Genomic DNA, 25,576 nt, shown 5'->3' with positions numbered 1-25,576 from the left:
CGTCATGAGCCCGCGTTCGGCGTGGCACGCGCCAGCAGACGGATGTGCTCGAAGTCCAGCAGGTCCAGCGCGTGCCGCACCGCGTCGACCAGCGCCGAATGCCGCGTGTCGCCGTCCAGCCGGTCGGCCCATTCGTGCAGGTCGCTCCAGCGGCCGTCGCGCGCGAGCATTTCCAGTTCTTCGCGCACCGCCGCAGGCAGCGGCGCGATCGCGGGCAGGGGCGGGCGCCGCCTGCGGCTCTGGGCCGCAGGGACAGGGCGCGCAGGCTGCGGCTTGGCGAGGGCGAACGGCAGCAGTTCCTTGGGCGCGTCTTTCACGATCACCGAGAAGCGCACGCGCGTGCCGAGTTCGCGGCGGCTCTCCAGCAGCAGCCGCCCGCCCATGTGCTGCACGATGCGCCGCGCAATCATCAGCCCGAGCCCGTTGCCGTCCGCGCTCGCCGCACCTTGCGCAAAGGCCTGGAAGATGCGCGCCTGGTCGGCCTTGTCGATGCCCACGCCGCTGTCCCACACCTCGAACTGGAGGCGCCATGAGTCCGCGCGCGGCCGCGCCTGCACGCGCAGGCCGATCTTGCCGTCGCGCGTGAACCTGGCGGCGTTCGACAGCAGGTTGAGCAACAGCTGCAGGAAGCGCTTGCTGTCCAGGTACACACCGATCGGCAGCGCGCCCTTCACCTCCAGTTCGAACCGGTTGTGCTGGCGCTGCGCGAGCGTGTCGGCGTACTGCGCGATATCGTCGATCAGCGCGCGCAGGTGCACCGGCCGGGGTTCGAACGAGAAGGGCAGCAGCTCGCCCTTGGCGTAGTCGAGCAGGTCGTCGATCAGCGTGAGCTGGTAGGTTGCGCTGCGCTCGATGGCCTGCAGCCGCTCGGCCGGCGGCAGGCTTTCGTCGCGCAGCAGGCGCACGTTGCCGATGATGGTGGCCAGCGGCGCGCGCAGGTCGTGGCTGACATAGGCCATGAGCCGCGTCCGCTCGCGCGCCTCGTGCTCGGCCTGCTCGAGCGCGGCGTTCAGCGCATGCGTCTTGCGCGCCACTTCTTCGTGCAGGCGCTGCTGCTCGTCGGCCTGCCAGTGCCCCAGCGTGCGCTGCGCCTCGAGGCGCTGGCGCGACAGGTGGTGCGTCCACGTGGCCAGTGCCACCAGGCCGAACAGCATGCCCGGGAAGCCGAGCGCATAGGCGTCGAAGCCGGGAATCGCGTGCGCCGGCATCACCAGCTCGGTGAGCCGCAGGCACACGCCCAGGGTGATGATGCACATCAACACGAAGGCCAGCTGGCCGCCGGGGCCCGCGCGCCGCATGTACAGAAAGGTGCTGACCGTGAGCGCGATCACCACCAGCGGCCCGCTCAGCGTGGCGAGCTTGGCGGCCGGCGCGTACGGGCCCCACGCCATGCCGATCACCGCCACGCACTGCAGCGCCGCCAGCGCCAGCAGCACCGGCAAGCCGGGTGCGCGCACCGGCCCGCGCCGCGACAACGCATACAGGTGGCACATCAGGTTGAGCACGCAGCAGCCGGCGGTGACGCCGGCCGCGCGGTAGCTCCACTCGAAGTTGTCGGGCCACAGGGCGAGCCGCGCATGGCCGCGGTAGACGCTCTCGTAGAGCGCCACCAGGGCGAAGCCCAGGCTCTGCAGCGCCATCGGCAGGCTGCGCGAGATGAACCACAGCGCCAGCGAATACACCGCCAGCACCAGCAGCCCGCCGATCAGCAGGCCGTCGAGCAAGGCATGGCTGCTCTCGGCTTCGCGCCAGCTGTCGGCGGTGTGCAGCTCGGGCGCCAGCTTGACGCTGCTGCGCGACTGCACCCGCACCAGCACGCGCGCCTGCTCGCCGGGCCGCAGGTCGAGCGACAGCGTGGGCACCCGGTCGCGTGCGCCGTGCAGCGGCACCGACACGCCGGCCTCTTCATGGGTCCATGCGGCGCGTGACGTGCTGCCCTGCAGCACGTGAAAGTCCGCGTGCTGCAGCCAGGTGGCGTTGAGCACCAGCCGCAGCGACTGGGGCGCGCCGCTGTCGTTCGACAGCCTGAGCCGCAGCCAGAAGACCGACTTCGAAAAGCCCTGCCGCATGCGCGCCGGGTTGCCGGGCTGGAAGCCGCCGGGCGTGTCGCTGCCCAGCGCGTCGACCTCGTCGCGCGACAGCTGCGCGCCGGTGTCCTCGAACAGCTCCAGCGCGTTGTCGATGTCCAGCGGCCACTGCGTCGTGCCGTCCAGGCGCAGCGTGCCGGCCTGCGCCGCGGGCGCGCATGCCAGCCAGAACACCGCGCACAGCAGCAGGGCGGCGAGCCCGCGCGCCGGGGTCACCGCCGGCTCATGCCAGCGGTGCCGGCAATGACGACGGTGCCTGCCGTGCGGCCGCGGGTGCGTTGCGGAACGCGGTTGGCGTGCAGCCGAAGCGCTCGCGGAACGCCGTCGAGAAGTTGGCGGCGTTCGAGAATCCCACCGCCTGCGCCACCTCCTCCACGCTGAGCGCCGACGCGCCCAGCAGGCGCTGCGCTTCGCCCAGCCGCGCCTGGCGCACGAACGCGAACACCGAGCCACCGGTCTGCTCGCGGAACACCCGCGACAGGCGCTTTTCGTGCGTGCCCACGCGCGCCGCGAGCTCGGGCAGGGCGGGCACCTGCGCCAGGTCCGCACGCACCACGCGTTCGGCGGCTTGCACGAGCACCCGGTCGAGGCTGTCGGGGTTCCTGCCGGCGTTCGCGCGCTCGCCGCGGGCGTTGTCCAGCGCGCTTACGGCCTGGGCCATGCAGGCCTGCGCCTGCTGTCGGCTGCCCGCGAGCGCCAGGTGCACCGTCACGCGCGCCAGCACTTCGGCCGGCTCGAAGGGCTTCAGGATGTAGTCGACGGCGCCCTCGCGCAGCCCCGTCAGGCGCTCTTCCACCGAGCCCGACGAGGTCACGAAGATCACCGGAATGTGCGCCGTGGCAGGGTCGGCCTTCAGCAGCCGGCAGGTGGCGTAGCCGTCGGTGGCGCCCATGCGCACGTCCAGCAGCACCAGGTCGGGCTGAAGCGCCGTCACGCGGCGGTAGCCCTGCATGGCGTCGAACGCCAGGCTGATGCGGTGCCCCGCCTCGCGCAGCGCGCCCAGCAGCAGCTGCAGTTCTTCGATGTTGTCGTCGATGAGAAGGATGTGCGCGCGGCGGGGCGGGATGGTCGACCAGTAAGACATGCCGCGAGGGTAGGGGTGCTGCCCTTAAATGCCATGTGAAGAATTTCACATTACGTTGCATTCGTAAACAAATGTCAGTTAAAGCAAACGTTTTGTCCTGAATCCCAAAGGTGCGGGCAGGACGACGGCCCAAGACTCGCCCTCTTTCCGGAGCACCCCGCCGCATGCAGCGGCGCCACCCCCACGGTGCCCGGTCCATCAGAGCCATCGCGAGGGACAGGATGTCCAGCACCCCAACGAATCTGTCGGCCGCCGCTTGCGTGCGCCGCGACGTGTCTTCCAACGCAGCGCCGGTGCGGCATCGCAGCGGGCAAGGTCCGCTGGCGCGCCGGTCGGGCATCGCGCGCCTGGCTGCCCCGTTCACGGCCCTGCTGGCCGGCCTGCTGTTCGCCGCAGCCGCCCATGCGGTGCCGCAGGTGTCCAGCCTGAGCCACGCGCCCGACATCCTTCCCGCCGGCGGCACGGTGACCAGCACCGTCACCATCGCCGACAGCGACAGCCAGCCGATCGACGCGCCGGGCGCCTCGTTCACCTACACCATTCCCGCCAACACGATCTACATGGGCACCGGCCCGTTGCCCGTGGGCAGTTGCACGTCCACCGTGGCTGTGGGCGCCGCAGGCCCGGGCACGCTGACCTGCTCGGGCATCACGCTGGCGGCCAACCAGCTGCGCAACTTCGAAGTGCTGCTGCGCACGACGCAGCAGGGCACCTTGAGCGTCACCGCCACGCCCAGCGGCGGCGGCTCCAGCGAAACCAAGGCCATCACCGTGAACCAGGGCGCCGACATGGCCGTGGCGATCGCCGTGCCGGCCAGCGCCCCGAGCGGCTCCACGGTGGTGATCGCCTTCACGCTCACCAACAACGGCCCCGACGCCAGCTCGGGCTCGACGCTGACCTACCCGATTCCCACGGGCCTGTCGGTCTCCGGCAGCGGCCTGCCCGCAGGCTGCTCGGTGGCCGGCGGCACGCTGACCTGCAACGTGGCGTCCATCGCCCTGAACGGCTCGCGCACCCTCAACGTGAACGGCGTGGTCACCGCGGGCTCGGGCTCGACCATCACGCACCAGCCGGCCGTGGCGCCGGCCGGGGGCATCGGCGACGGCGTTTCCGTCAACAACAGCGTCACCGCCAACACCACGGTCACGCCCGGCTCCGTGCTGCAGCTCGTCAAGACCCATGACGGCGGACAGCTGCTGGTGGGCCAGCGCTTCAACTTCAGGCTGAGGCCCAGCTTCAGCGGCAGCGCGCCCACCGGCGTCACGCTGAGCGACACGCTGCCCGCCAACTTCCAGGTGCAGACCCCCATCGGCGCGGCCGCGGGCTGGAGCTGCTCGGCCGCCGGCCAGACGGTCAGCTGCACCCGCACCGACATCGGCACCGGCGGGGCCGGCGTGGCGCTCGGCGACATCGTGATCCCGGTGATCGCCGTGGCGCCCGGCCTGGGCGTGGTCAACGAAGCCACCGTCAGCGCCACCGGCCCGGTGGTCGGCTCGGCCACGGGCAGCGTGTCCGCCGACGTGGCGGTGTCCGAGACCGACTTCCGCGCCGACAAGCGCCGCGGCTGGCCGCAAAACAACGTGCCCGTGGGCCAGGCCTTCGACTACCAGGTAGGCGCCACCAACCTCGGCCCCACGCGCCTGCTGGCCGGCAGCACCGTGAACCTGGTCGACAGCATGCCGGCCGGCGTGCGCATCAACAGCGTGTCCTCGCCCAGCGGCTACAGCTGCACCATCGTCAAGGGCGGCGCGACCGTCGCCGCGCCGGTGGACGGCCCCGCCACGGTGAACTGCTCGCGCGTGCTCACCGCCGACATCGGCGTGGACACGTCCAACGGCGCCACCGCGCGCAACGCCGGCTACGTGGTCGTGAACGCCACCATTCCCGCCGCACTGGCCCCGGGCGACCAGATCGTCAACAACATGTGCGTGAACGTGGCGCTGGCCTCGGGCACCGACCCCGACGCGCAGACCGGCAACGACTGCGTGAACCTGGGCACCGGCGTGAACGAAGCGGCCGACGCCGCCGACGTCAGGACGCTCAAGCGCGTGGTGGGCATCGGCGACAGCGCCGCCAACCGCCAGACCGCGGGCCAGGCCGTCACCTGGGAAATCGAGGTGGTCAACACCGGCCCGCGCGAGGCGCAGAACGTGGTCGTGAGCGACAGCTTCGCGCAGGTGGTCGGCGCCGGCGCCGTCACCCAGGTGGCCAACGGCGGCACCTTCTCGGGCACTTGCGCGCTGCCGGCCAACGGCAACGGCTTCGGCACCGCCACGCTCGGCGGCTGCACGCTGTCGGTGCTGCCGGTCTGCCGCGCCAGCACGGACGCCGCCAGCGCCTTGCCGCTGTGCCCGGTGGTGCGTGTCGTGGCTTCGCACTACGGCGACGGCGCCTCGGCCACCGACCACGGCTTCCAGATCGACAACACGGCGCGCGCCGTGGGCGCGACGCCGGCGGACCCGAACCTTGCCAACAACGACGCCAGCGCCACGGCCTGGTACACCGCGCGCACCGACGTGCTGGTGACCAAGAGCGCCAGCCCGGCCTCGGTGCCGGTCGGCCAGCTGCTCACCTACACGCTGACGGCCGTGAACCGCGACGTACCGCAGGGCAGCTTCAGCCGCGCCTACGACGTGCGCGTGCTCGACACATTGCCGGCCAACCTGATGTTCATCTCGGCCACCGCCTCGGGCGGCGGCAGTTGCACCACGCAACCGAACACCACCCAGCCCACCGGCACCGGCACCACCAACAACCAGCTCGCCTGCGGCTGGACATCGCTCAACCGCACCGTGCAGCAGACGGTGACGGTGCGCGTGCGCCCGCTGTACGCCCTGAACGGCACCACGGTGACCAACAACGTGCACGTGAGCACCGCCACGCCCGAGGTCATCACGGCCAACAACGACGCCAGCGCCCCGGCCAGCGTCACCGCGCCCGAATACGACCTGGTCGTGACCAAGCGCGACGACGTCGACCCCGTGAACGTGGGCGACAACGTCACCTACACCATCACCGTGTCGAACAACAGCGCCTCGACCGCCGAAGACGTGCGCATGACCGAGCTGCTGCCGCTGGCGCTGCCGGGCGGCGAGACGCCGCCCACGCTGGTGTCGGTCGGCACGCCCCCAGGCACCAGCTTCTCGCTGACCAACGGCGCGGCGGTGGGTGCGGCCGGCGGGCAGATCGTGTTCACCATTCCCACGCTGGGCGGCGCGGGCGCCACCGCGACCGGCGAGCCCAATTCGCTGCAGTTCCAGGTCGTGCTCAAGGGCACCTCGCGCGGCACCTTCCAGAACAACGCCAAGGTCGACTTCCTGGACGCCACGCGCAACGTGTACGACACCGTGCAGGGCAACAACACGGTGGCCGAGAACACCACCTTCCGCTTCAAGGCCGACGTGCAGGTGGTCTCCAAGGCCGCCGTGTCGGCCGGCGGCAGCACGCCGCTGGCCACCGTGTCGACGGCGCAGGCCTTCGACTGGCTGGTCCACGTGCGCAACAACGGCCCCGACAGCGCCGAGACCACCACCTTCGCCGACACGCTGCCCGCCTCCCTGGTGCTGGCCGGTGCACCGGTGTTCACCGTGAACAGCGGCACCTTCGTGCCCGCCGCACCGTCGTGCACCGGCGCGGCCGGCGGCTCGGCCGTGAGCTGCGCCATCACCTCGATGCCGGCCAACGCCGACGCCACCGTGCGCATTCCGGTGCGCTTCAGCGGCGCAGTGCCGGCCAACGGCACCGAGATCACCAACCGCGCGACCATCGTCACCACCGGCTCGGGCGACACCAACGGCGGCGCCAACCCCAACGCCGGCAACAACTTCAACGAGGGCAAGGTCACGGTGCAGAACAGCGCGCTGTCCGGGCGCGTGTTCGAAGACCTCAACGGCAGCGGCGCCATCGACGCCGGCGAACCCGGCATCGCGGGCGTCACGCTGCGCCTGACCGGCACCGACAGCCTGGGCAACCCGGTGTCGCAGACCACCACCACCGACGCCAACGGCAACTGGGGCTTCACCGTGCCCGCGGGCACCTACAGCGTGGCCGAGGACCAACCCGCGGCCTACCTGCCCGGCATCACCAGGGCCGGCACCGTCAGCGGCGTGGGCAGCACGCCCGGCACCGTGCCGGCGGGTACGTCGAACGGGCCGAACGGCTCCAACGCCAACACCATCAACGCCATCGTGCTGGGCACGGGCGGCACGTCGAGCGCCAACAACTTCGGCGAAGTGCGCGCGTCCAGCCTGGCCGGGCGCGTGTACCAGGACGCCGACTACAACGGCGCCGCGAGCGCGGGCGACCCCGGCATCGCGGGCGTCACCGTCACGCTCACCGGCACCGACATGTTCGGCAACCCGGTGTCCCGAACCACCACCACCGCCGCCAGCACCGGCAACTACAGCTTCACCGCGCTCACGCCCGGCACCTACGCGCTGACCGAAACGCAGCCCGCGGCCTTCGCCGACGGCAGCGACGCGGCCGGCACCGAAGGCGGCACCCTGGCCAACGATGCGGTGAGCGCCATCGCGCTGAAGTCGAACGCGAACGGCACCGGCTACGACTTCGGCGAACTGCTCACCCGCGTGTCGGTGCGCGTGTTCGTCGACGCCAACAACGACGGCGTTCCGCAGGCCGGCGACACCGGCATCGCGGGCGTGGAGGTGCGCCTCACGGGCACCGACGCCGCGGGCAACCCGGTGAACATCCTGGCCGTGCCCACCGGCCCGGCCGGCAGCTACGAGTTCCGCAACGTGCCCCCGTCGGGCGCGGGCGGCTACACCCTCACCGAAACCCAACCGGCCACCTACGCGCCGGGCAAGGCCAACAACAACGGCCAGCCCGGCACGCCGCAAGGCGGCGGCAACACCATCACCGGTGTCACCGTCTCGGGCACCACGGTGCCGCTCGTGCAGGGCGAGTACTACTTCGGCGAACTGCTGCCGGGCGGCATCTCGGGGCGCGTGTACTACGACCGCGACGGCAACGGCGCGCAGGGCGCCACGGCCACCGAGCCGGGCCTGGCGGGCGTGACCATCACGCTCACGGGCACCGACGTCAACGGCCAGCCGGTGACGCGCACCACCACCACCGACGCCGCCGGCGACTACAGCTTTCCCAACCTCGCGCCGGGCAGCTACACCGTGACCGAGACGCGCCCCGCGGGCTACCTGCCGGGCCTCACGCATGCAGGCAACGTCAGCGGCGCGGGCAGCACGCCCGGCACGGTGGCGGCCAGCGGCGGCGGCGGGGCCAGCGGCCCCAACGGCTCGAGCGCCAACGTCATCCAGAACATCGTGCTCGGCGCCGCGGGCGCGGGCTCGGCCGGCAACAACTTCTCGGCCGTGAAGCCGGCCAGCCTGTCGGGCTACGTGTACGCCGACGTGGCGCCGTCCAACGGCACGCGCGACGCCGCCGAGCCCGGCATCGGCGGCACCACGGTGCGCATCACCGGCACCGACTTCCTGGGCAACGCCGTCACGCACACGGTGCAGACCGCCGCCGACGGCCGCTACCTGGTCGACACCCTGACCCCCGGCACCTACCAGATCGACGAGACCCAGCCCGCCGGCGTGGCCGACGGCCCCGAGTCCCTCGGCACCGTGGGCGGCGCACCGCGCGGCACCGTCAACCCCGGCGCCGTGAACGACCGCTTCGGCGGGCTGGCGCTGGTGTCGGAAGACGTGGGCATCGACTACAACTTCGGCGAGCGCGGCGGGCAGATCGCCGGCTGGGTGTACGTCGACACCAACAACGACGGCATCCGCCAGGCCGGCGAGGCCGGCATTCCCGGCGTCACCGTCACGCTCACCGGCCGCTCGGCCGGCGGCCTGGCGGTGAACGCCACCGTGGTCACCGACGCCAGCGGGCGCTATGTCTTCACCGGCCTGTTGCCGGCCGACGCTGCGGGCTACACCCTGCGCGAGACGCAGCCCGCGACCTATGCCGACGGCATCGACGCCGTGGGCACGCTCGACGGCGTGCCCAGCGGCACGCTGGGCAACGACGTCCTCGGTGCCATCGCCTACCGGGGCGGCAACGGCGACAACTACAACTTCGGCGAGCGCGGCGCGTCGCTGGCGGGCACCGTCTACAACGACGCCAACCGCAACGGCACGCGCGAGCCGCAGGACCTGCCGATCGCGGGGGTCACCATCACGCTCACCGGCACCGACGCCGCGGGCCAGCCCGTGACGCGCACCGCCGTCACCGACGCCAACGGCCGCTACGAGCTGCCCGGCCTGCCCTTGCCCGGCAGCGGCGGCTACACCGTCACCGAGACGCAGCCCTCCGGCTACGACGAAGGCATGGCCGTGCCCGGCACCCTGGGCGGCACCGCGCAGGGCCCGAACCAGATCCGCGTGAACTTCACCGGCCTGGAGGCGCACGGCACCGGCTACGACTTCAGCGAGCACAGCAACCAGCCCGCCTCGCTCACCGGCACCGTGTGGTTCGACCAGAACCACAACCGCACCCGCGAATCGGGCGAAGGCCACGGCGAAGGCTGGACGGTCGAGCTGCTGCGCTGCGCCGACGGCGCCAACGCCTGCCCGGAAACCGCGGCCACCGTGCTCTACACCGTGATCACCGGCGCCGACGGCAGCTACCGCTTCGGCGACCTCACGCCCGGCGAGTACCGCGTGCGCTTCCGCTCGCCCGACGGGCGCGTGGTGGGCGGCGTGTGGCCGACCGACGCGGCGCAGAACGGCGCCAACGGCCCGTACCCGACGCCGCCGGCGAGCGATCCGCGCTTCACCATCAAGGTGCGCGTTGGCGCCGGCGCCAACGTGCAGAAGCAGGACCTGCCGTACGACCCGGGCGGCGTGGTGTACGACAGCGTGAGCGGCACCCCCGTGCCCGGCGCCGTGGTGCGCCTGGTGGGGCCCCCGGGCTTCGACCCCGCGCAGCACCTGCTGGACGGGCGCGACACCTACACCACCGGTCCCAACGGCTACTACGACTTCTTCGTGCTGCCGGGCGCGCCGGCCGGCGAATACCGCCTGGCCATCACGCCGCCGGGCGCCTACCTGCCGTCGTCCATCTACCCGGCCGCGGCCGGCGCGCTGGGCACGCAGTCGTGCTCGGCGCCCGCCAACGGCCCGGCGCCCGCGCAGACCAACCCCTGCGTGGTGAGCCCCGGGGCGGCCCTGGTGGCCGGCGCCGGCTACTACCTGGTGTTCATGATGCCGGGCGGCGGCGGCCAGCACGTGGTGGCCAACAACATCCCGCTCGACCCGTCGGACGCCACGCTCATCGAGCTGCGCAAGACCACCTCGAAGCTGACCGTGAAGAAGGCCGAGCTGCTGCCGTACCGCATCACGGCGCGCAACACGCGCGGCAACCCGGTGCCGGGCGTGGCCGTGACCGACACGCTGCCGCCGGGGTTCCGCTACATCCAGGGCTCGCTCACCGTGCGCACGCTGCCCGGCGGCGTGGCGCTGCCGGTGGTGCCGCAGATCAACGGGCGCCAGGTGGTGGTGCCCGGGCAGAACTTCGCGCCCAACGAGACCAAGGAATACCTGATGGTCGCGGGCGTGGGGGTCGGCGTGGGCGAGGGCGAGTTCGTCAACCAGGTCATCGCGCTGCAGGGCGTGGGCGGCCGCACGCTGTCCAACCTGGCCACCGCCACCGTGCGCGTGGTGCCCGACGCGCTGTTCGACTGCACCGACGTGATCGGCAAGGTCTACGACGACAGGAACGCCAACGGCTACCAGGACGAGGGCGAGCCCGGCCTGGCCAACGTGCGCATCGCCACCGTCAACGGCGTGCTGGTGACCACCGACGCGCAGGGCCGCTACCACATCGCCTGCGCCGCCATTCCGAAGGAAGGCACCGGCAGCAACCTGGTGTTGAAGCTGGACGAGCGCACGCTGCCCTCGGGCTACCGCACCACCAGCGAGAACCCGGCGGCCGAGCGCGCCACGCGCGGCAAGGTGCTGAAGATCAACTTCGGCGCCACCGTGCACCGCGTGGTGCGGCTCGCGCTGCAGGGCTCGGCCTTCGAGGACGGCGCGGCCGCGCTGCGCGCCGGCTTCACGGGCGAGCTCGACCGCACGGTGAGCGTGCTGGCCGAGAAGACCTCGGTGCTGCGGCTGGCCTACAAGGCGGCCCCCGGCGAGGCCGAGTCGCTGGGCCGCCAGCGCGTGGACGCGGTGAAGGCCGCGGTGCTCGCGCGCTGGAAGCAGCTGGGCGAGCAACGCGCCCGCGCCGACGGCAACGCGCCGCCGCTGTTCAACCTCGACGTCGAGGTCGAACTGGTGCCCGCCGCCACGCAGGAGGGCAGCAAGCCATGACCCGCCCCTTCGCACAGAACCCGAGCCAGCGAGCCGACATGAAAAGAAAGCTACCCAAGCGCATCGCCCTCGCGGGCGCCGTCACCGCCGCCTGCATGGGCATGGGGCTCGCGGCCGCGCAGGAGTCGGCCGTGCGCGGCCGCATGCACGACCAGGCCGCGGCCGATCCGCGCGCCGTGGACATCGACGGCGCGCGCCACTTGCCGCGCAGCAGCGAGCGCGAGCTGCCCAAGGCCACCTTCGTGCTGGGTGACGCGAGCGCGCCGGCAGTCGTCGCCGGCCCGACGCCGACGCCCGTGCCGGGCGCCGAGCGCAGCGACACCGGAGTGCCGCATTTCGCATCGGGCGCCGACGGGCTCGCGCCAGCCGACCGCGTGCAGCTCGACCGCATCGCCGAACAGGTGAAGGGCCGCGACGGCCTGCGCTTCGAGATCGTCGGGCACACCGACACGCAGGCGCTCAGCGCGAAGTCGCGCGAACGCTTCGCCGACAACCATGCGCTGGGGCTGGCGCGCGCGCAGCAAGTGGCGCGCTACCTCACGCGCAGCCTCGGCCTGCCCGAAGACGCGGCGGCCGCCAGCTCTCGCGGACCCGACGTGCCCGTGGCCACGCCCGCCACCGACCCCGCCAACTGGGCAGCCAACCGCCGCGTCGAAGTGCGCGTGTACTGGCGCGATGCGCCCGTCGCTGTCGCACCCGCGCCGGCAGCGGCCGAGCCCGGCGTGTGCCGCACCTTCACCGCCTTCGGCACCGACGATGCACCGCTGCGCCTGAGCGTGGACGGCCAGCTGCTCACGGCCGACGGCAAGGTCGCGGCCGGCGACGGCACCACCAGCGCCGACCGCCAGCGCTGCGTCGACGTGCAGCTCGAGCGCAACCAGCTGCGCCTGCAGTACGACAACCTCTCGCAGCCGCGCCGCCTGAGCGCCAGCGCATGGCCCACCACCGTGGTGGCCGGCGACACCGTGCGCTTCGCCGGCTACAGCAACTACCTGCTGTTCACCGCGAAGGCCGAGCTGCGCGTGTTCACCGCCAACGAGGCGATGCAGCGCCGCCTGGTCGCGACCGTGCCGCTGGACGCCGCATTGCGCGGCGAATGGCAGGTGCCCGAAGGGCTGCTGAACCGCCTTGCCGAAGGAGCGAGCGGCAAGCTGTACTACCGCGTGCGCGTGTACGACCGCCAGGGCCGCTTCGATGAAACCGACGACCTCTCGCTCACGCTGGCGCAGCGCCACCGGCCCGAGACCGGCCTGCCGCCGGACCCCGCGCGCGAACTGTTGCGCGGCTACGGCAACAACAACATCGCCATCGCCAACATTCCGCTTGCCGCCGGCACCGTCACCGCCAGCGGTGCGGCCATTCGCCCGGGCGAGAGCGTGCGCGCGCTCGGCTTCGCGGTGCCGGTGGACGAGAACGGGCGCTTCGTGTTCCAGCAGCTGGTGCCGCGCCGCGTGCAGACCGGCGAAATTGCCGTCACCGACGCGCAGGGCGCCACGCGCGCCTACCGCCGCGACTTCGACCTGCCCGCCAGCGACTGGTTCTTCGTGGGCCAGGCCGACCTCACCGTGGGCAGCAACAGCGTGAGCGGGCCGGCCGCGATCATGACCAACGACAAGAACCGCTACGGCGGTGGCGGCTGGAGCGAAGGCCGCATCGCCGGCTATGCCAAGGGCCAGCTGAACGACCGCTGGACGCTCACGGCCAGCGTCGACACCGAAGAGCGCCCGCTGAAGGAGCTGTTTCGCAACCTCGAGCGCAAGGACCCGACCTCGCTGTTCCGCCGCTTCGACCCCGAGGACTCGTGGAGCACCTTCGGCGACGACTCCACCACCATCGAGGACGCGCCCACGCAGGGCCGCTTCTACCTGCGCGTGGACGACGGCCGCTCGCAGGCCATGTGGGGCAACTTCAAGCTCAACTTCGGCGACACCGAACTCACCCGCGTGAGCCGCGGGCTCTACGGCTTCCATGGCCGCTACCTGGGCGAGGAGTCGACCTCGTTCGGCGAGGCGCGCCTGAAGGTCGACGCCTTCGCGGCCGAGCCCGGCACGCTGGCCGCGCGCGAGGAATTCCGCGGCACCGGCGGCTCGCTGTACTACCTGCGCAACCAGGACATCACGCGCGGCGCCGAGCGCGTGACGCTGGAAATCCGCGACCGCGACTCGGGCTTCGTGCTCAAGCGCACGCAGCTCGTGCCCAGCTCCGACTACGAGATCGACTACCTGCAGGGCCGCGTGCTGCTGTCCGCGCCGCTGCCCAGCCTGTCGGACGACGGTGCGCTGGTGCGTGCCGGCGGCTTCACCGGCATGCCGGCCTACCTGGTGGTGGACTACGAATACACGCCGCTGGCGACTTCGCTCGACACCCTCGCCGTGGGCGGACGCGTGTCGTGGTGGGCCAACGACCACGTGGGCGTGGGCGTGACCGCGTCGCGCCAGGACCAGATCGGGGGCGACCAGCGCCTGGCCGGCGCCGACCTCACGCTGCGCAAGACCGAGAACACCTACTTCAAGGGCGAGTTCGCGCGCAGCAAGGGCCCGGGCACCGGCCAGCTCGACTCGATGGACGGCGGCTTCAGCTTCACCGGGCGCAACGGCGCGGTCGGCAGCACGCTGGGCAACGGCCCCACCGGCAACGCCAGCGCCTGGCGCCTGGAAGGACAGGCCGACCTGGGCGACTACGAGATTCGCGGCGGCGGGCGCGTGAGCGCCTATGCGCAGTCGCGCGACGCCGGCTTCTCCGCGCCGGGGCAGTACGCGAGCAACGCCACGCGCCAGGTCGGCGTGCAGGCCACCGTGCCCTTCGGCGAGAAGGGCGAGAACGGCGAGCTGCGCCTGAAGGCCGACCGCCGCGACGAGCGCGACGGCTACAACGCCAGCGTGCTCGACGCGCAGTACGCCCTGACCCTGTCGCCCGCGTGGAAGCTCGGCCTGGGCATGCGCTACGACGACAAGACCGGCGACGCGCTCATCACCAGCCCGTCGCTGCCCACCACGCAGGCCGTGTCGGGCGAGCGCGCCGACGCCGTGGTGCAGCTGGAGTACACCGGCAGCGACACATGGAGCGCCTACGGCTTCGCGCAGAAGACGCTGCGGCGCACCGGCACGCGGCTGGAGAACGACCGGCTGGGCCTGGGCGGGCGCTACCGCGTGAGCGACAAGCTCGCGCTGCGCGGCGAAGTCTCCACCGGCGACGGCGGGCTGGCCGGCAAGGCCGGCGTCGACTACCAGTACGACGACCGCTCCAACCTGTACATGACCTACGTGGCCGACACCGGCCGCACCGACGAGAACCTCATCGGCCGCGGCGGCAGCCTGGTGACCGGCGTGCGCTCGCGCGTGGGAGACGGCCTCACGATGTTCACCGAGCACCGCCAGGCCACCGGCGCGCAGCCGGGCCTCACGCATGCCTACGGCGTGCAGTACGCGCCCGACACGCACTGGACCTTCGGCGTCAACTTCGAGAACGGCTGGGTCGGCGCCGAGACGCTGGGCGCCACGCGCCGCGAGGCCGTGGCCTTCACCACCGGCTATTCGAGCGAAAAGCTCAAGTACAGCGGCGGCCTGGAATACCGCAAGGACCGCACCACGGCCGAGACGCGCACCAGCTGGCTGGTGAAGAACTCGCTGAGCTGGAAGGTGGACGACGACGCGCGCTGGGTCGGCAAGTTCAACTGGGCCGACAGCGACAGCACCACCGGCACGCTGGCCGCGGCCAAGTACACCGAAGCCATGCTCGGCTACGCGCTGCGCCCGGCCTTCAACGACCGGCTGAACCTGCTGTTCAAGTACACCTACCTGTACGACCTGTCGTCACCGGGCCAGGTGGTGTCGGGCGGGCTCGATTCGAGCCTGGGCACCGTGTCGACCACCGGCATCGACTACCAGCAGCGCAGCCACGTGTTCGCCATCGACGCCACCTGGGACCTGAACGAGCGCTGGACGCTGGGCGGCAAGTACGCCTGGCGCCGCGGCGAGCTGCGCGCCAGCCGCGACAGCAGCGCGCCGTGGTTCAAGAGCTCGGCCGAACTCGCGGTGCTGCGCGTGGACTGGAAGCTGGTGCGCAACTGGGACTGGATGGTCGAGTGGCGCACGCTGCGCGCGCGCGAGCTGCAGGACCGCAAGAGCGGCTGGGTCACCGCAGCGTACTACCACGTCAACGAGAACCTGAAGGTGGGCGTGGGCTACAACTTCACCGACTACTCCGACAACCTCACCGACATGAGCTACCGCAGCAAGGGCTGGTTCCTGAACGTGCTCGGCAAGTTCTGACGGCTGCGGCGCCTCGGTGAACGGCGGTGCCGCCGCGCTCAGGCCGTGGCGTGCCGCAGCGCCGCGCGCGCCAGCAGGCGCGTCGAATCCAGCGTGGGCAGCGCCGAGTTGCCGTCGTTCAGCACCAGCGGCAGCTCGGTGCAGCCCAGCGCCACGGCGTCGCAGCCGCGCGCCTTCAGGCCGTCGATCATGCGTTGCAGCACCGCGGTGGATTCGGGGCGCAGCACGCCGCGCACCAGCTCGTCCATGATGATGCGGCCCAGCTCGGCGCGCTCCTGCGCATCGGGCTTCACGGCCTGCAGGCCTGCCGCGGCGAGCGCCTGCGGATAGACCTCGCTGTCGACCAGCCAGCGCGTGCCCAGCACGCCCACCCGGCGGAACCCGCGCGACGCCGCTTCGGCCGCCACCACCTCGGCGATGTGCAGCCACGGCAGCGGCGAGCGCGGCCGCACCAGGTGCATCGCCTGGTGGATGGTGTTGTCGGGGCAGACCAGAAAATCCGCGCCGGCCGCGGCCAGCTTGCCTGCCGACGACAGCATCAGCTGCGCCACGCCTTCCACGTCGTTGCGCTCGAGGCACTCGACATAGGCGGCCAGCGAATGGGTGTGCATCGACACCTCGGGGTGCGCGTGGGGCGTGCCCAGGTACGAGGCACCTTCCACGCACAGCGTGCGGTAGCAGAGCGCGGCGCCTTCGGCCGAGCAGCCGACCACGCCAATGTGCAGGGACATGACAATTTCTCCGGAACGTCAGGAAAGAGCGGTGGGCCGGTTCTCCGGCGCCGGCATCGGCTGAAACGGCTATGCCGGCGACCGGGCGCGCGACTGCCATTCAGCGAGCCATTCTTCCACGCGTCGCTTGACCGATCCCAGCGCTTGCGCGCGGTCGCCGCCAAGGCCGGGCAGGGTCAGGTGGCACATGGGCACGCCGTGGCGCAGCAGCACGCCCACGCCGCTGAAGTCGTCTTCGGCGCTCCGGCTCATGTGCAGTTCGAAGGTCCATCCGACCGGCAGCAGCGGGTTGCATTGCGCTGCGAGATCTGTGTTCAAGGAGGGCCTTTGCGATGCGGTGGCGGAAGCGGCCAGCATAGACCTTGCAGGGCCCACCGCGTCAGATGGATTCACGCGGGCGGGATGGCGCTTCCATTCGTGCCCTGCCGATCGCGCAGCTGGAAGCCGAAGAGCCGCGCCGGCGTCTCCAGAAGCATCGCGCGGCGGTCGGCCTCCGAGGGCACGCTGCGCACGAACACCTTCAGCAGCGTGCCGTAGTCCAGCCGCCGCGTGGCGCGCACATGCGGCCAGTCCGAGCCCCACAGGCATTGGGCGGGGCCGAAGGCGGCCAGCAGCGCGGCGGTGAAGGGCTGCGCATCGGCAAAGGGCCAGGCCTCCCGCGAGAACTTGTCGTAGCCCGACAGCTTGACCGCGCAGCGCCCGCTGCCGGCCATGCCGAGCAACGCCTGGAAGCCCGGGCTCGCGAGCCCCTGGCCCACGTCGGGCCGGCCGTGGTGATCGACCACGACCTGCGCGCCGCAGCCCAGCAGGCGCGGCGCCAGCGCGGCCATCTGGTCGCCCTCGACCTGCACCTGCACGCACATGCCCAGTGCCGCGATGCGTGCCCACAGCGCGTCCGCGTCGGCGTAATGGGCCAGGCCCAGCAGCGCCATGTTGAATGCGAAGCCCGCCACGCCTTGCGCCTGCAGTTCCTGCAACTGCGCGGTGGAAGCGTGGTTGTCGACCACCGCGATGCCCTTGAAGCGGCCCTGGCCGTGGTGGATCGCGTCGAGCATGCAGCGGTTGTCGGTGCCGTAGCCCGAGTTGGGGCCGACCAGCAACGCGTGCGACACGCCGTAGGCCTCCATCACCTCGGTGAAGTACGCGGCCGTGGCGATCTCGCCGCCCGAGGGTTCGTAGAAAACGCCCGGCGCGTACGGGAAGGACACGGGGTCGAACAGGTGGCAGTGGCAGTCGATCTTCGGCGTGGAAAAAATGGCGGTGTCCATGGCGCGGATTTTCACTTCGGCCCGTACCGGCTAGCGCTTGCTCGACACCGCCATGCCCGCCTCGCGGTCCAGCCGCAGCGACATCAGCGTCGCGGCCGCCATCAGCGCGGCCACCACGTACCAGGCGTGGTGAAAGTCCACCAGCTGCACCGCCGGCGCGTCGCGCAGCGCCTTCGACGCGCCGAGCACCATCGCGCCCAGCGCCACGCCCAGCGCGAGTGACACCTGCTGCAGCATCGTGCCCAGCGTGCTGGCACCGGCGCGCGCGCTGTCGGGCACGTCGGCGAAGGCCAGCGTGTTGATGGCGGTGTAGTTCATCGAGCGCGCCATGCCCGCCACGAACAGCAGCACGCACACCCACGGCAGCGGGTCGCCGGGCACGAGCAGCCCGCAGGCGAACAGCGTGGCGGCGCAGATCGCGCCGTTCACCGTCAGCACCTTGCGAAAGCCGAAGCGGCGCAGCACCGCGGTGGTGGCGCTCTTCATCACGAGGTTGCCGCCCATGTACACCAGCAGCATCGAGCCGGCCTGGAACGCCGTCATGCCGAAGCCGATCTGGAACATGAGCGGCAGCAGGAAGGGCGAGGCGTTGATGGCCACGCGCGAGACGAAGCCCGCCGTGGCGGTGGCGATGGCATAGGTCGGCACGGCCAGCGCGCGCAGGTCGAGCATGGGCGCGGCGGCCCGCCGCGCATGGCGCACCGCGGCCGCGGCGGCGACGGCGCCCACGGCCAGCAGGCCCAGCGTGGTGGCCGAGCCCGGGTGCGGTCCGCCCAGGCGCGTGAGGCCTTCGACCAGCGCGGCCAGCGCCACGGCCGTCAGCACGAAGCCGGGCGCGTCGAAGCGCGTGGGCGCCACGTCGGTGCGGCGCGGAAACAGCCGCAGGATCAGCAGCAAGCCCACCAGCCCCAGCGGCACGTTCAGCAGGAAGATCCAGCGCCACGACGCATGCGTGGCGATGAGCCCGCCCAGCGGCGGCCCGAGCACCGGCGCAATGAGGCCGGGCCAGGTGATGGTGCCGATGGCCTCGATCAGCCGGTGCCGGGGCGTCTCGCGCAGCACCACCAGCCGCCCTACCGGCGACATGAAGGCCGCCGCCGCGCCCTGCAGCACACGGGCCGCCACGAACATCCCGAAGGTCGGCGCGAGCCCGCACAGGAGCGAGGCCACGGTGAAGGTGCCGACGGCCAGCGCGAACACCCGCCGCGCGCCGAAGCGCCCGGCGCACCAGCCCGCCGCGGGCACCAGCGCCGCCATGGCGATCAGGTAGATGGTCACGCCCAGGCTCGCGTCCAGCGCGCCGATGCCGAAGCCCGCGCCGATGGCCGGCAGCGCCGTGACGATGACGGTGGCGTCCAGCGTCTCCATGAAGAAGGCGGCGGCCACGGTGAGGGCAATGCGCCTGGAGGCGGTGTCGCTCGCCTGTGCCGGGGCCGGTGCTGCGGTGTCGGTCATGCCCGAAGTCTGACACCGCTGTGTTAGCTAGGGTTTCCCCTCGGGTATCGGTCCGGTGGATCGGACGGGCAGGGTCGGCGCCATCCGGATCGTCGGCGCGCCGTGCCGCACACCCCGATGCGAAGGCCCATGAAATCAACGACTTAGCGCACGTTGCGCGCCTTCCAGCGCGTGGCATATCGATTGCTCAGTCAACCGGCCGACCGTATCGCCCGATGCGGCGCGCCGCCTTGCGACTGGAGACACACCAATGAGCACCCCCGTGGAACACCCACCCCAAGCCCCGACCCCCCAACCCATCTACAAGTCCCTGTACTTCCAGGTCATCACGGCCATCGTGCTGGGTGTGCTGCTGGGGCATTTCTGGCCCGACACCGGTGCGTCGATGAAGCCGCTGGGCGACGGCTTCATCAAGCTGATCAAGATGATCATCGCGCCCATCATCTTCTGCACGGTGGTGGTGGGCATCGCCGGCATGGAAGACATGAAGAAGGTCGGCAAGACCGGCGGCCTGGCGCTGCTGTATTTCGAGGTGGTCAGCAGCATCGCGCTGGTGGTGGGCCTGGTCATCATCAACATCGTGCGGCCCGGCGTGGGCATGAACGTGGACGTGAGCCAGCTCGACACCAAGGCCATTGCGGCCTACACCGGCCCCGGCAAGATGCAGAGCACCACCGACTTCGTGCTCAACATCATTCCCAACACGCTGGTGGACGCCTTCGCCAAGGGCGAGATCCTGCAGGTGCTGCTGATCGCCGTGATGTTCGGCTTTGCGCTGCACAAGTTCGGCGGGCGCGGCACGCTGGTGTTCGACGTGATCGAGAAGGGCTCGCACGTGCTCTTCGTGATCGTGGGCTACATCATGAAGGTGGCGCCCGTGGGCGCCTTCGGTGCCATGGCCTTCACCATCGGCAAGTACGGCGTGAGCTCGCTGCTGCAGCTGGGCCAGCTGATGGCCACCTTCTACCTGACCTGCCTGCTGTTCATCTTCGTGGTGCTCGGGGGCATTGCCCGGTTCCACGGCTTCAGCATCTGGAAGTTCATCAAGTACATCAAGGAAGAGCTGCTGATCGTGCTGGGCACCTCGTCCAGCGAATCGGTGCTGCCGCGCATGATGGCCAAGCTGGAGAACCTGGGCGCGAAGAAGTCGGTGGTCGGCCTGGTGGTGCCCACGGGCTACTCGTTCAACCTGGACGGCACCTCGATCTACCTGACGATGGCGGCGGTGTTCATCGCGCAGGCGACCAACACCGACATGACGCTCACGCAGCAGCTCACGCTGCTGGCGGTGCTGCTGCTCACCTCGAAGGGCGCGGCGGGCGTCACGGGCAGCGGCTTCATCGTGCTGGCGGCCACGCTGTCGGCGGTGGGCCACGTGCCGGTGGCGGGGCTGGCGCTCATCCTGGGCATCGACCGCTTCATGTCGGAGGCCCGCGCGCTGACCAACCTGATCGGCAACGGCGTGGCCACCCTGGTGGTCGCCAAGTGGACCGGCGACCTGGACACCGTGCGCATGCACCAGCACCTGAACCAGGAAACCGCGGCGGAGGCCGACGCGCCCGAGCGCGTGCTCGACGCCACCGACACGCACATGCCCACCGGGGCGCCGCGCCGGGCCTGAGTCCCGAACCCACCCCCGGCCGCTGGCCCCCGGCCAGGGGTCATCGGGCTGCCACCGATGCGGGCGGTGCGCCCCTGTGCAATAACGCTCCCATGATTTCAAGGGAGCCCGTTCGCCGCGCCGATCCGCCCGCCGACAGTGCGCGGCGCCGGCGCGCATTGCCGCGCTGGTGCGGCGCGCTGGCCCTGGTGGCGGTGGCCGCCTTCGCCGGCCACCAGTTCGCCATGCAGGCCGGCCTGGCACGCCTGCGCGAGGCGGCCGACCATCGCCTGGACATGCTCGCGACCGGCCTGGACGCCGACCTGGCCCGCTTCGACTACCTGCCCGCGCTGCTGGAGATGACGCCCATCGTGCCGGCGCTGCTCGGTGCGCCCGCCGACACGCAGCTGCGCGACGCCGTCAACCGCTACCTGAACGGCGTCAACGCCGCGGCCGGCGCCGAGATGCTTTACGTGCTGGACGCCGCCGGCACCTCGCTGGCCGCCTCCGACTGGGACAAGCCCGGCACCACGCTGGGCCAGGACCTGTCGTTCCGCCCCTACGTGATCGACGCGCTGGGCCAGGGCCGGGGCCGCTTCTACGGCGTGGGCATCACCAGCAAGCGGCCGGGATACTACCTGTCGTATGCGCTGCGGCGCGGGCAGCCGCAGCGCGGCGTGGTGGCGGTGAAGGTCAACCTCGAAGAGGCCGAGCTCGCCTGGCGCAAGCTGCCCGGCGACGTGGCGCTGATCGACCAGCGCGGCGTGGTGATCCTGGCCACCCGCGAGGACCTGAAGTTCAGGCCGCTGCTGCCGCTCGATGCGCTGCAGCGCGCCGAGGTGCTGCGCTCGCGCCCCTACGGCGAGGCCGGCCTGCTGCCGCTGCGGTGGACGCCCAAGGAGGCGCTGGACCGCAACGTGCAGGTGATCTCGCTGGACGGCCGCGACCAGCTCGCCACCGCCCGCACCCTGCGCGGCGCGCCCTGGCAACTGGTGGTGCTCGACGAGCTGGCGCCGGTGCGCGTGGCGGCGCGCAACGCGGCCATCACGGCCAGCCTGGCGATGGCGGTGCTGCTGCTGGTGGCCGTGGCGCTGTGGCTGCGCCGCCGCGCGGTGCGCCAGAAGCTGGCCAGCCAGGCCGCGCTGCAGGCGGCGCACGACACGCTCGAGTCGACCGTGGTGGCGCGCACCGCGCAGCTGCGCGCCGCGCAGGGCGAGCTGGTGCACGCCGGCAAGATGGCCGCGCTGGGCCAGATGTCGGCCGGCGTGGTGCACGAGCTCAACCAGCCGCTCACGGCCATGCGCACGCTGTCGGAAAGCGCCGGCATCCTGCTCGACAGGAACCGGCTGGACGACGTGCGCGGCAACCTGGAGCGCATCCGCCACATGGTCGACCGGCTGGCGCGCCTGACCACGCAACTGAAGACCTTCGCCCACAAGAGCGAGCTGCCGCTGGCGCCGCTGCGGCTGTCGCAGGCCATTGCCGACGCGCAGGTGATCGTGGCCGAGGCCTCGAAGAAGCAGCGCGTGACGGTCGAGGTCGACGTGCAGCCCGCCGCGCTGAGCGTCATGGCCGAGGAGGCCGCGCTGGGCAGCGTGCTCGCCAACCTGATGCGCAACGCCATCGACGCCATGCAGGACGCGCCCGTGCGCACGCTGCGCCTGGAGGCGCGCGCGAAGGACGGCCGCGCGGTGCTCAGCGTGAGCGACACCGGCCCCGGCGTCCACCCCGACGTGCTGCCGCGCCTGTTCGAGCCTTTCGTGACCCGCAAGCCGGCAGGGTCGGGCCTGGGCCTGGGGCTCGTCATCTCGGCACAATTGGTGCGGGCGATGGACGGCACGCTGCGCGCGGCCAACCTCGCGGGCGGCGGTGCATGCTTCGTGGTCGACCTGCCCGCGGCGATGGCCGCGGACCCCCTTTCTCTCCTTTCTTCCCCTTCTTTCCCTTCCCCCTTGCACAACAGGAGTGACCCCCCGTGAGCGAAGCCCCTGCCATCCGGGTGCTGCTGGTCGAGGACGACGAAGACGTCCGCGTCAGCACGACCCAGGTGCTGACCCTGGCCGGTTTCGAGGTCGACGCGTTTCCCAGCGTCGAGCGCGCGCGTGCGCACATCGATCTCGGCGTGCCCGCCATCGTGATCAGCGACGTGCGCCTGCCGGGCATGAGCGGCACCGAGTGGCTGCCCGAGCTGCGCCACATCGACGCCGAGCTGCCGGTGATCCTGGTCACCGGCCACGGCCACATCGCCATGGCCGTGCAGGCCATGCGCGAGGGCGCCTACGACTTCATCGAGAAGCCTTTCAGCTCCGAACGGCTGGTGGCCATCGTGCGCCACGCCATCGAGCGGCGCCAGCTCACGCTGCAGGTGCGCGCGCTGCGCGAGGCGCTGGAGAACTGGCAGGGCATCCAGTCGGTGCTGATCGGCCGCTCGGCGCAGATGCAGCAGGTGCGCCAGACCGTGAAGACGCTGGCCGAGACCTCGGCGGACGTGCTGGTCTACGGCGAGACCGGCACCGGCAAGGAACTGGTGGCGCGCTGCCTGCACGACCACAGCGCGCGCCGCCGCCAGCATTTCGTGCCGCTCAACTGCGGCGGGCTGCCCGAGGCGCTGGCCGAGAGCGAGCTGTTCGGCCACGAGGCTGGCGCGTTCACCGGCGCCAACCGGGTGCGCGTGGGCAAGTTCGAGTACGCCAGCGGCGGCACGCTGTTTCTCGACGAGATCGAGAGCATGCCCATGGCCGTGCAGATCAAGCTGCTGCGCGCGCTGCAGGAGCGCAGCATCGAGCGCATCGGCTCCAACAAGACCATTCCCTTCGACTGCCGCGTGGTGGCCGCGAGCAAGGACGACCTGAAGGAAATGAGCGACCAGAAGAAGTTCAGGGCCGACCTGTACTACCGCCTGGGCGTGGCCTTCATCGAGCTGCCGCCGCTGCGCGAGCGGCGCGAAGACATTCCACTGCTGTTCGAGCACTTCACCCTGCAGGCCGCGAGCCGCTACGAGCGCGCCGCGCCGCTGCCCAGCCATGCGCAACTGGCCGACCTGATGGCCTATGCCTGGCCCGGCAACGTGCGCGAGCTGCGCAACGTGGCCGACCGCTTCGTGCTGGGCCTGCTCGGCGAGCGGCTCACGCAGGCGCGCGGCGGCAGTGCAGAGGGGGTGCCGGCCTTGCCGCGCGGGCTGCCGCAGCAGGTGGAGTCGTTCGAGCGCGCGGTCATCGTCGAAGAGCTGCGCCGCCAGCGCGGCGACCAGCCGGCCACGGCCACCGCGCTGGGCATTGCGCGCCAGACGCTGCACGACAAGCTGCGCAAGCTGGGCGTGGCGGTGGACGAGTTCAAGTAGCCGGGGGCGGCAGGCCCCGGCGGCGCGCGGTCAGCGCAGCAGCAGCTTCATCATCCGCGCGAAGGTCTTGCCGTAGGGCGGCCTGAACAGGCCCACGCCGTTGAACGCCGACTGGTGGAAGATCGGCTTCATCTTCGAGAAGGTCTGGAAGCCGTGCTCGCCGTGGTACGCCCCCATGCCGCTCGCGCCGACGCCGCCGAAGGGCAGGTCGTCCTGCGCAACGTGCATCAGCGTTTCGTTGATCGACACCCCGCCGGCCACCGTCTCGTGCATCACGCGCTCGATGGTGGCGCGGTCTTTCTCGAACAGGTAGAGCGCCAGCGGGCGCGGGTGCGCGTTGACGTAGGCAATGGCTTCGTCGATGGCGCGGTACGCCATCACCGGCAGCAGCGGGCCGAAGATTTCCTCGCGCATCACGCGCATGCCGTCGTGCACGCCGGTCAGCAGCACGGGCGGAAAGCGGCGCGTCGCCTCGTCGGGTGGCGTGCCGCACAGGGGCACCGCGGTGGCGCCTTCCTGCTGCGCCGCGGCAGACAGATCCTGCAGCCGCGCGAAGTGGCGCGGGCTCACGATGCTGGTGTAGTCGGTGCTGCTTTCCAGGCGCGGGTACATCTGCGAGAACACGCGCCGCGCCGCATCGATGAAGTGCTGCTGCCTGCCTTCGGGCAGCAGCACGTAGTCGGGCGCGATGCAGGTCTGGCCCGCGTTCAGCGTCTTGCCCACGAGGATGCGCTCCACGGCTTTCTCGAAGTTCGCGCCGGGCCCGATGATCGCGGGCGACTTGCCGCCGAGCTCCAGCGTCACCGGCGTGAGGTTCTCGCTCGCGGCGCGCATCACCTGGTGGCCCACGGCGGTGGAGCCGGTGAACAGCAGGTGGTCGAAGGGCAGGGCGGAGAACGCGCGCGCCGCTTCGGCGTCGCCGTTGACGATGTGGATCTCGTCTTCGGCGAAGGCCTTGCGCACCAGCGCGGCGAACAGCTCGGCGAAGCGCGGCGTGAACTCCGACTGCTTCACCATCACGCGGTTGCCTGCGGCCAGTGCCGCGGTCATCGGGCCCACCGCCAGGTACAGCGGGTAGTTCCAGGGCACCACGATGCCGACCACGCCCAGCGGCTGCGGCATGACGCGCGACGAGGCGGGCTTGAACCACAGGCCGGTGGCGCGGCGTTTCACGCGCATCCATCGCTGGCCGTGGCGCAGCGCGTGGTCGATGCCCTCGACGCTGGGAAACACCTCGGCCAGTTCGGTCTCCTGCGCGGCGCGGTGGTGGAAGTCGGCGCTGATGGCCGCGGCGATGGCGCCGCGGTGGTCGACGACCAGCGCGCGCAGGCGCTTCAGCCGGTCGGCGCGCTCGCGCCAGGGCGGGGTTTGTGCGCGCAGGCTCGCGGCGCGCAGGGCGTCGAAGCGCTGCCGCATGTCTTGCTGCGTCAGGGCTTCGGGCGCCAT

At 71.5% G+C, this 25,576-nt stretch carries 12 protein-coding genes; 5 read left to right on the top strand and 7 right to left on the bottom strand.

Features of this window, described 5'->3' with window-relative positions:
• Positions 1–2 precede the first annotated feature (2 nt).
• Both ACSFBM_RS22980 and ACSFBM_RS22975 read right to left on the bottom strand, forming a co-directional pair.
• On the bottom strand, positions 3–2,303 hold the full coding sequence (locus ACSFBM_RS22980) for a sensor histidine kinase (RefSeq protein WP_435486438.1): 2,301 nt from the start codon (positions 2,301–2,303) through the stop codon (positions 3–5).
• A 7-nt stretch (positions 2,304–2,310) separates the two neighbouring features.
• On the bottom strand, positions 2,311–3,171 hold the full coding sequence (locus ACSFBM_RS22975) for a response regulator (protein ID WP_435486437.1): 861 nt from the start codon (positions 3,169–3,171) through the stop codon (positions 2,311–2,313).
• Positions 3,172–3,392: 221 nt separating this feature from the next.
• Here ACSFBM_RS22975 and ACSFBM_RS22970 point away from each other — a divergent pair, with 221 nt between their 5' ends.
• Together ACSFBM_RS22970 and ACSFBM_RS22965 are read left to right on the top strand one after the other, a co-directional pair.
• Positions 3,393–11,465, top strand: a complete 8,073-nt coding sequence (locus tag ACSFBM_RS22970) for an SdrD B-like domain-containing protein (protein ID WP_435486436.1) — start codon at positions 3,393–3,395, stop codon at positions 11,463–11,465.
• A 38-nt stretch (positions 11,466–11,503) separates the two neighbouring features.
• Positions 11,504–15,736, top strand: coding sequence for an OmpA family protein (locus ACSFBM_RS22965; RefSeq protein WP_435486435.1), 4,233 nt, complete (start codon positions 11,504–11,506; stop codon positions 15,734–15,736).
• A 38-nt stretch (positions 15,737–15,774) separates the two neighbouring features.
• Here ACSFBM_RS22965 and ACSFBM_RS22960 read toward each other — a convergent pair whose 3' ends face one another.
• From ACSFBM_RS22960 to ACSFBM_RS22945, 4 genes are all read right to left on the bottom strand, one after another.
• A complete protein-coding gene (locus ACSFBM_RS22960) occupies positions 15,775–16,467 on the bottom strand; it encodes an aspartate/glutamate racemase family protein (protein ID WP_435486434.1) in 693 nt (230 codons plus the stop codon).
• A 69-nt stretch (positions 16,468–16,536) separates the two neighbouring features.
• Complete coding sequence (locus ACSFBM_RS22955; protein WP_435486433.1) at positions 16,537–16,785, bottom strand: hypothetical protein; 249 nt, start codon at positions 16,783–16,785, stop codon at positions 16,537–16,539.
• A 71-nt stretch (positions 16,786–16,856) separates the two neighbouring features.
• A complete protein-coding gene (locus tag ACSFBM_RS22950; RefSeq protein WP_435486432.1) occupies positions 16,857–17,735 on the bottom strand; it encodes an amidohydrolase family protein in 879 nt (292 codons plus the stop codon).
• A gap of 30 nt (positions 17,736–17,765) precedes the next feature.
• A complete protein-coding gene (locus tag ACSFBM_RS22945) occupies positions 17,766–19,190 on the bottom strand; it encodes an MFS transporter (protein ID WP_435486431.1) in 1,425 nt (474 codons plus the stop codon).
• Positions 19,191–19,440: 250 nt separating this feature from the next.
• Here ACSFBM_RS22945 and ACSFBM_RS22940 point away from each other — a divergent pair, with 250 nt between their 5' ends.
• The 3 genes from ACSFBM_RS22940 (at position 19,441) to ACSFBM_RS22930 (ending at position 24,130) form a co-directional block, all read left to right on the top strand.
• A complete protein-coding gene (locus ACSFBM_RS22940; RefSeq protein WP_435486430.1) occupies positions 19,441–20,811 on the top strand; it encodes a dicarboxylate/amino acid:cation symporter in 1,371 nt (456 codons plus the stop codon).
• Positions 20,812–20,903: 92 nt separating this feature from the next.
• Positions 20,904–22,769 carry a sensor histidine kinase gene (locus ACSFBM_RS22935; RefSeq protein ID WP_435486429.1) on the top strand — a complete coding sequence of 622 codons (1,866 nt, stop codon included), beginning with the start codon at positions 20,904–20,906 and terminating at the stop codon, positions 22,767–22,769.
• Positions 22,766–24,130: a sigma-54-dependent transcriptional regulator gene (locus ACSFBM_RS22930; protein ID WP_435486428.1), complete on the top strand. Its 1,365-nt coding sequence runs from the start codon at positions 22,766–22,768 to the stop codon at positions 24,128–24,130. The genes ACSFBM_RS22935 and ACSFBM_RS22930 overlap by 4 nt, the downstream gene beginning before the upstream one ends.
• 30 nt (positions 24,131–24,160) lie before the next feature.
• Here the strand turns inward: ACSFBM_RS22930 and ACSFBM_RS22925 are convergent, their stop codons facing one another.
• Positions 24,161–25,576 (bottom strand): coniferyl aldehyde dehydrogenase, encoded by a 1,416-nt coding sequence (locus ACSFBM_RS22925; protein ID WP_435486427.1) that lies wholly within the window; start codon positions 25,574–25,576, stop codon positions 24,161–24,163.

The sequence above is a fragment of the Variovorax pasteuri genome, from assembly GCF_051216435.1.
GTDB lineage: Bacteria > Pseudomonadota > Gammaproteobacteria > Burkholderiales > Burkholderiaceae_C > Variovorax.
This window is presented reverse-complemented; position numbering and strand designations above follow the sequence as displayed.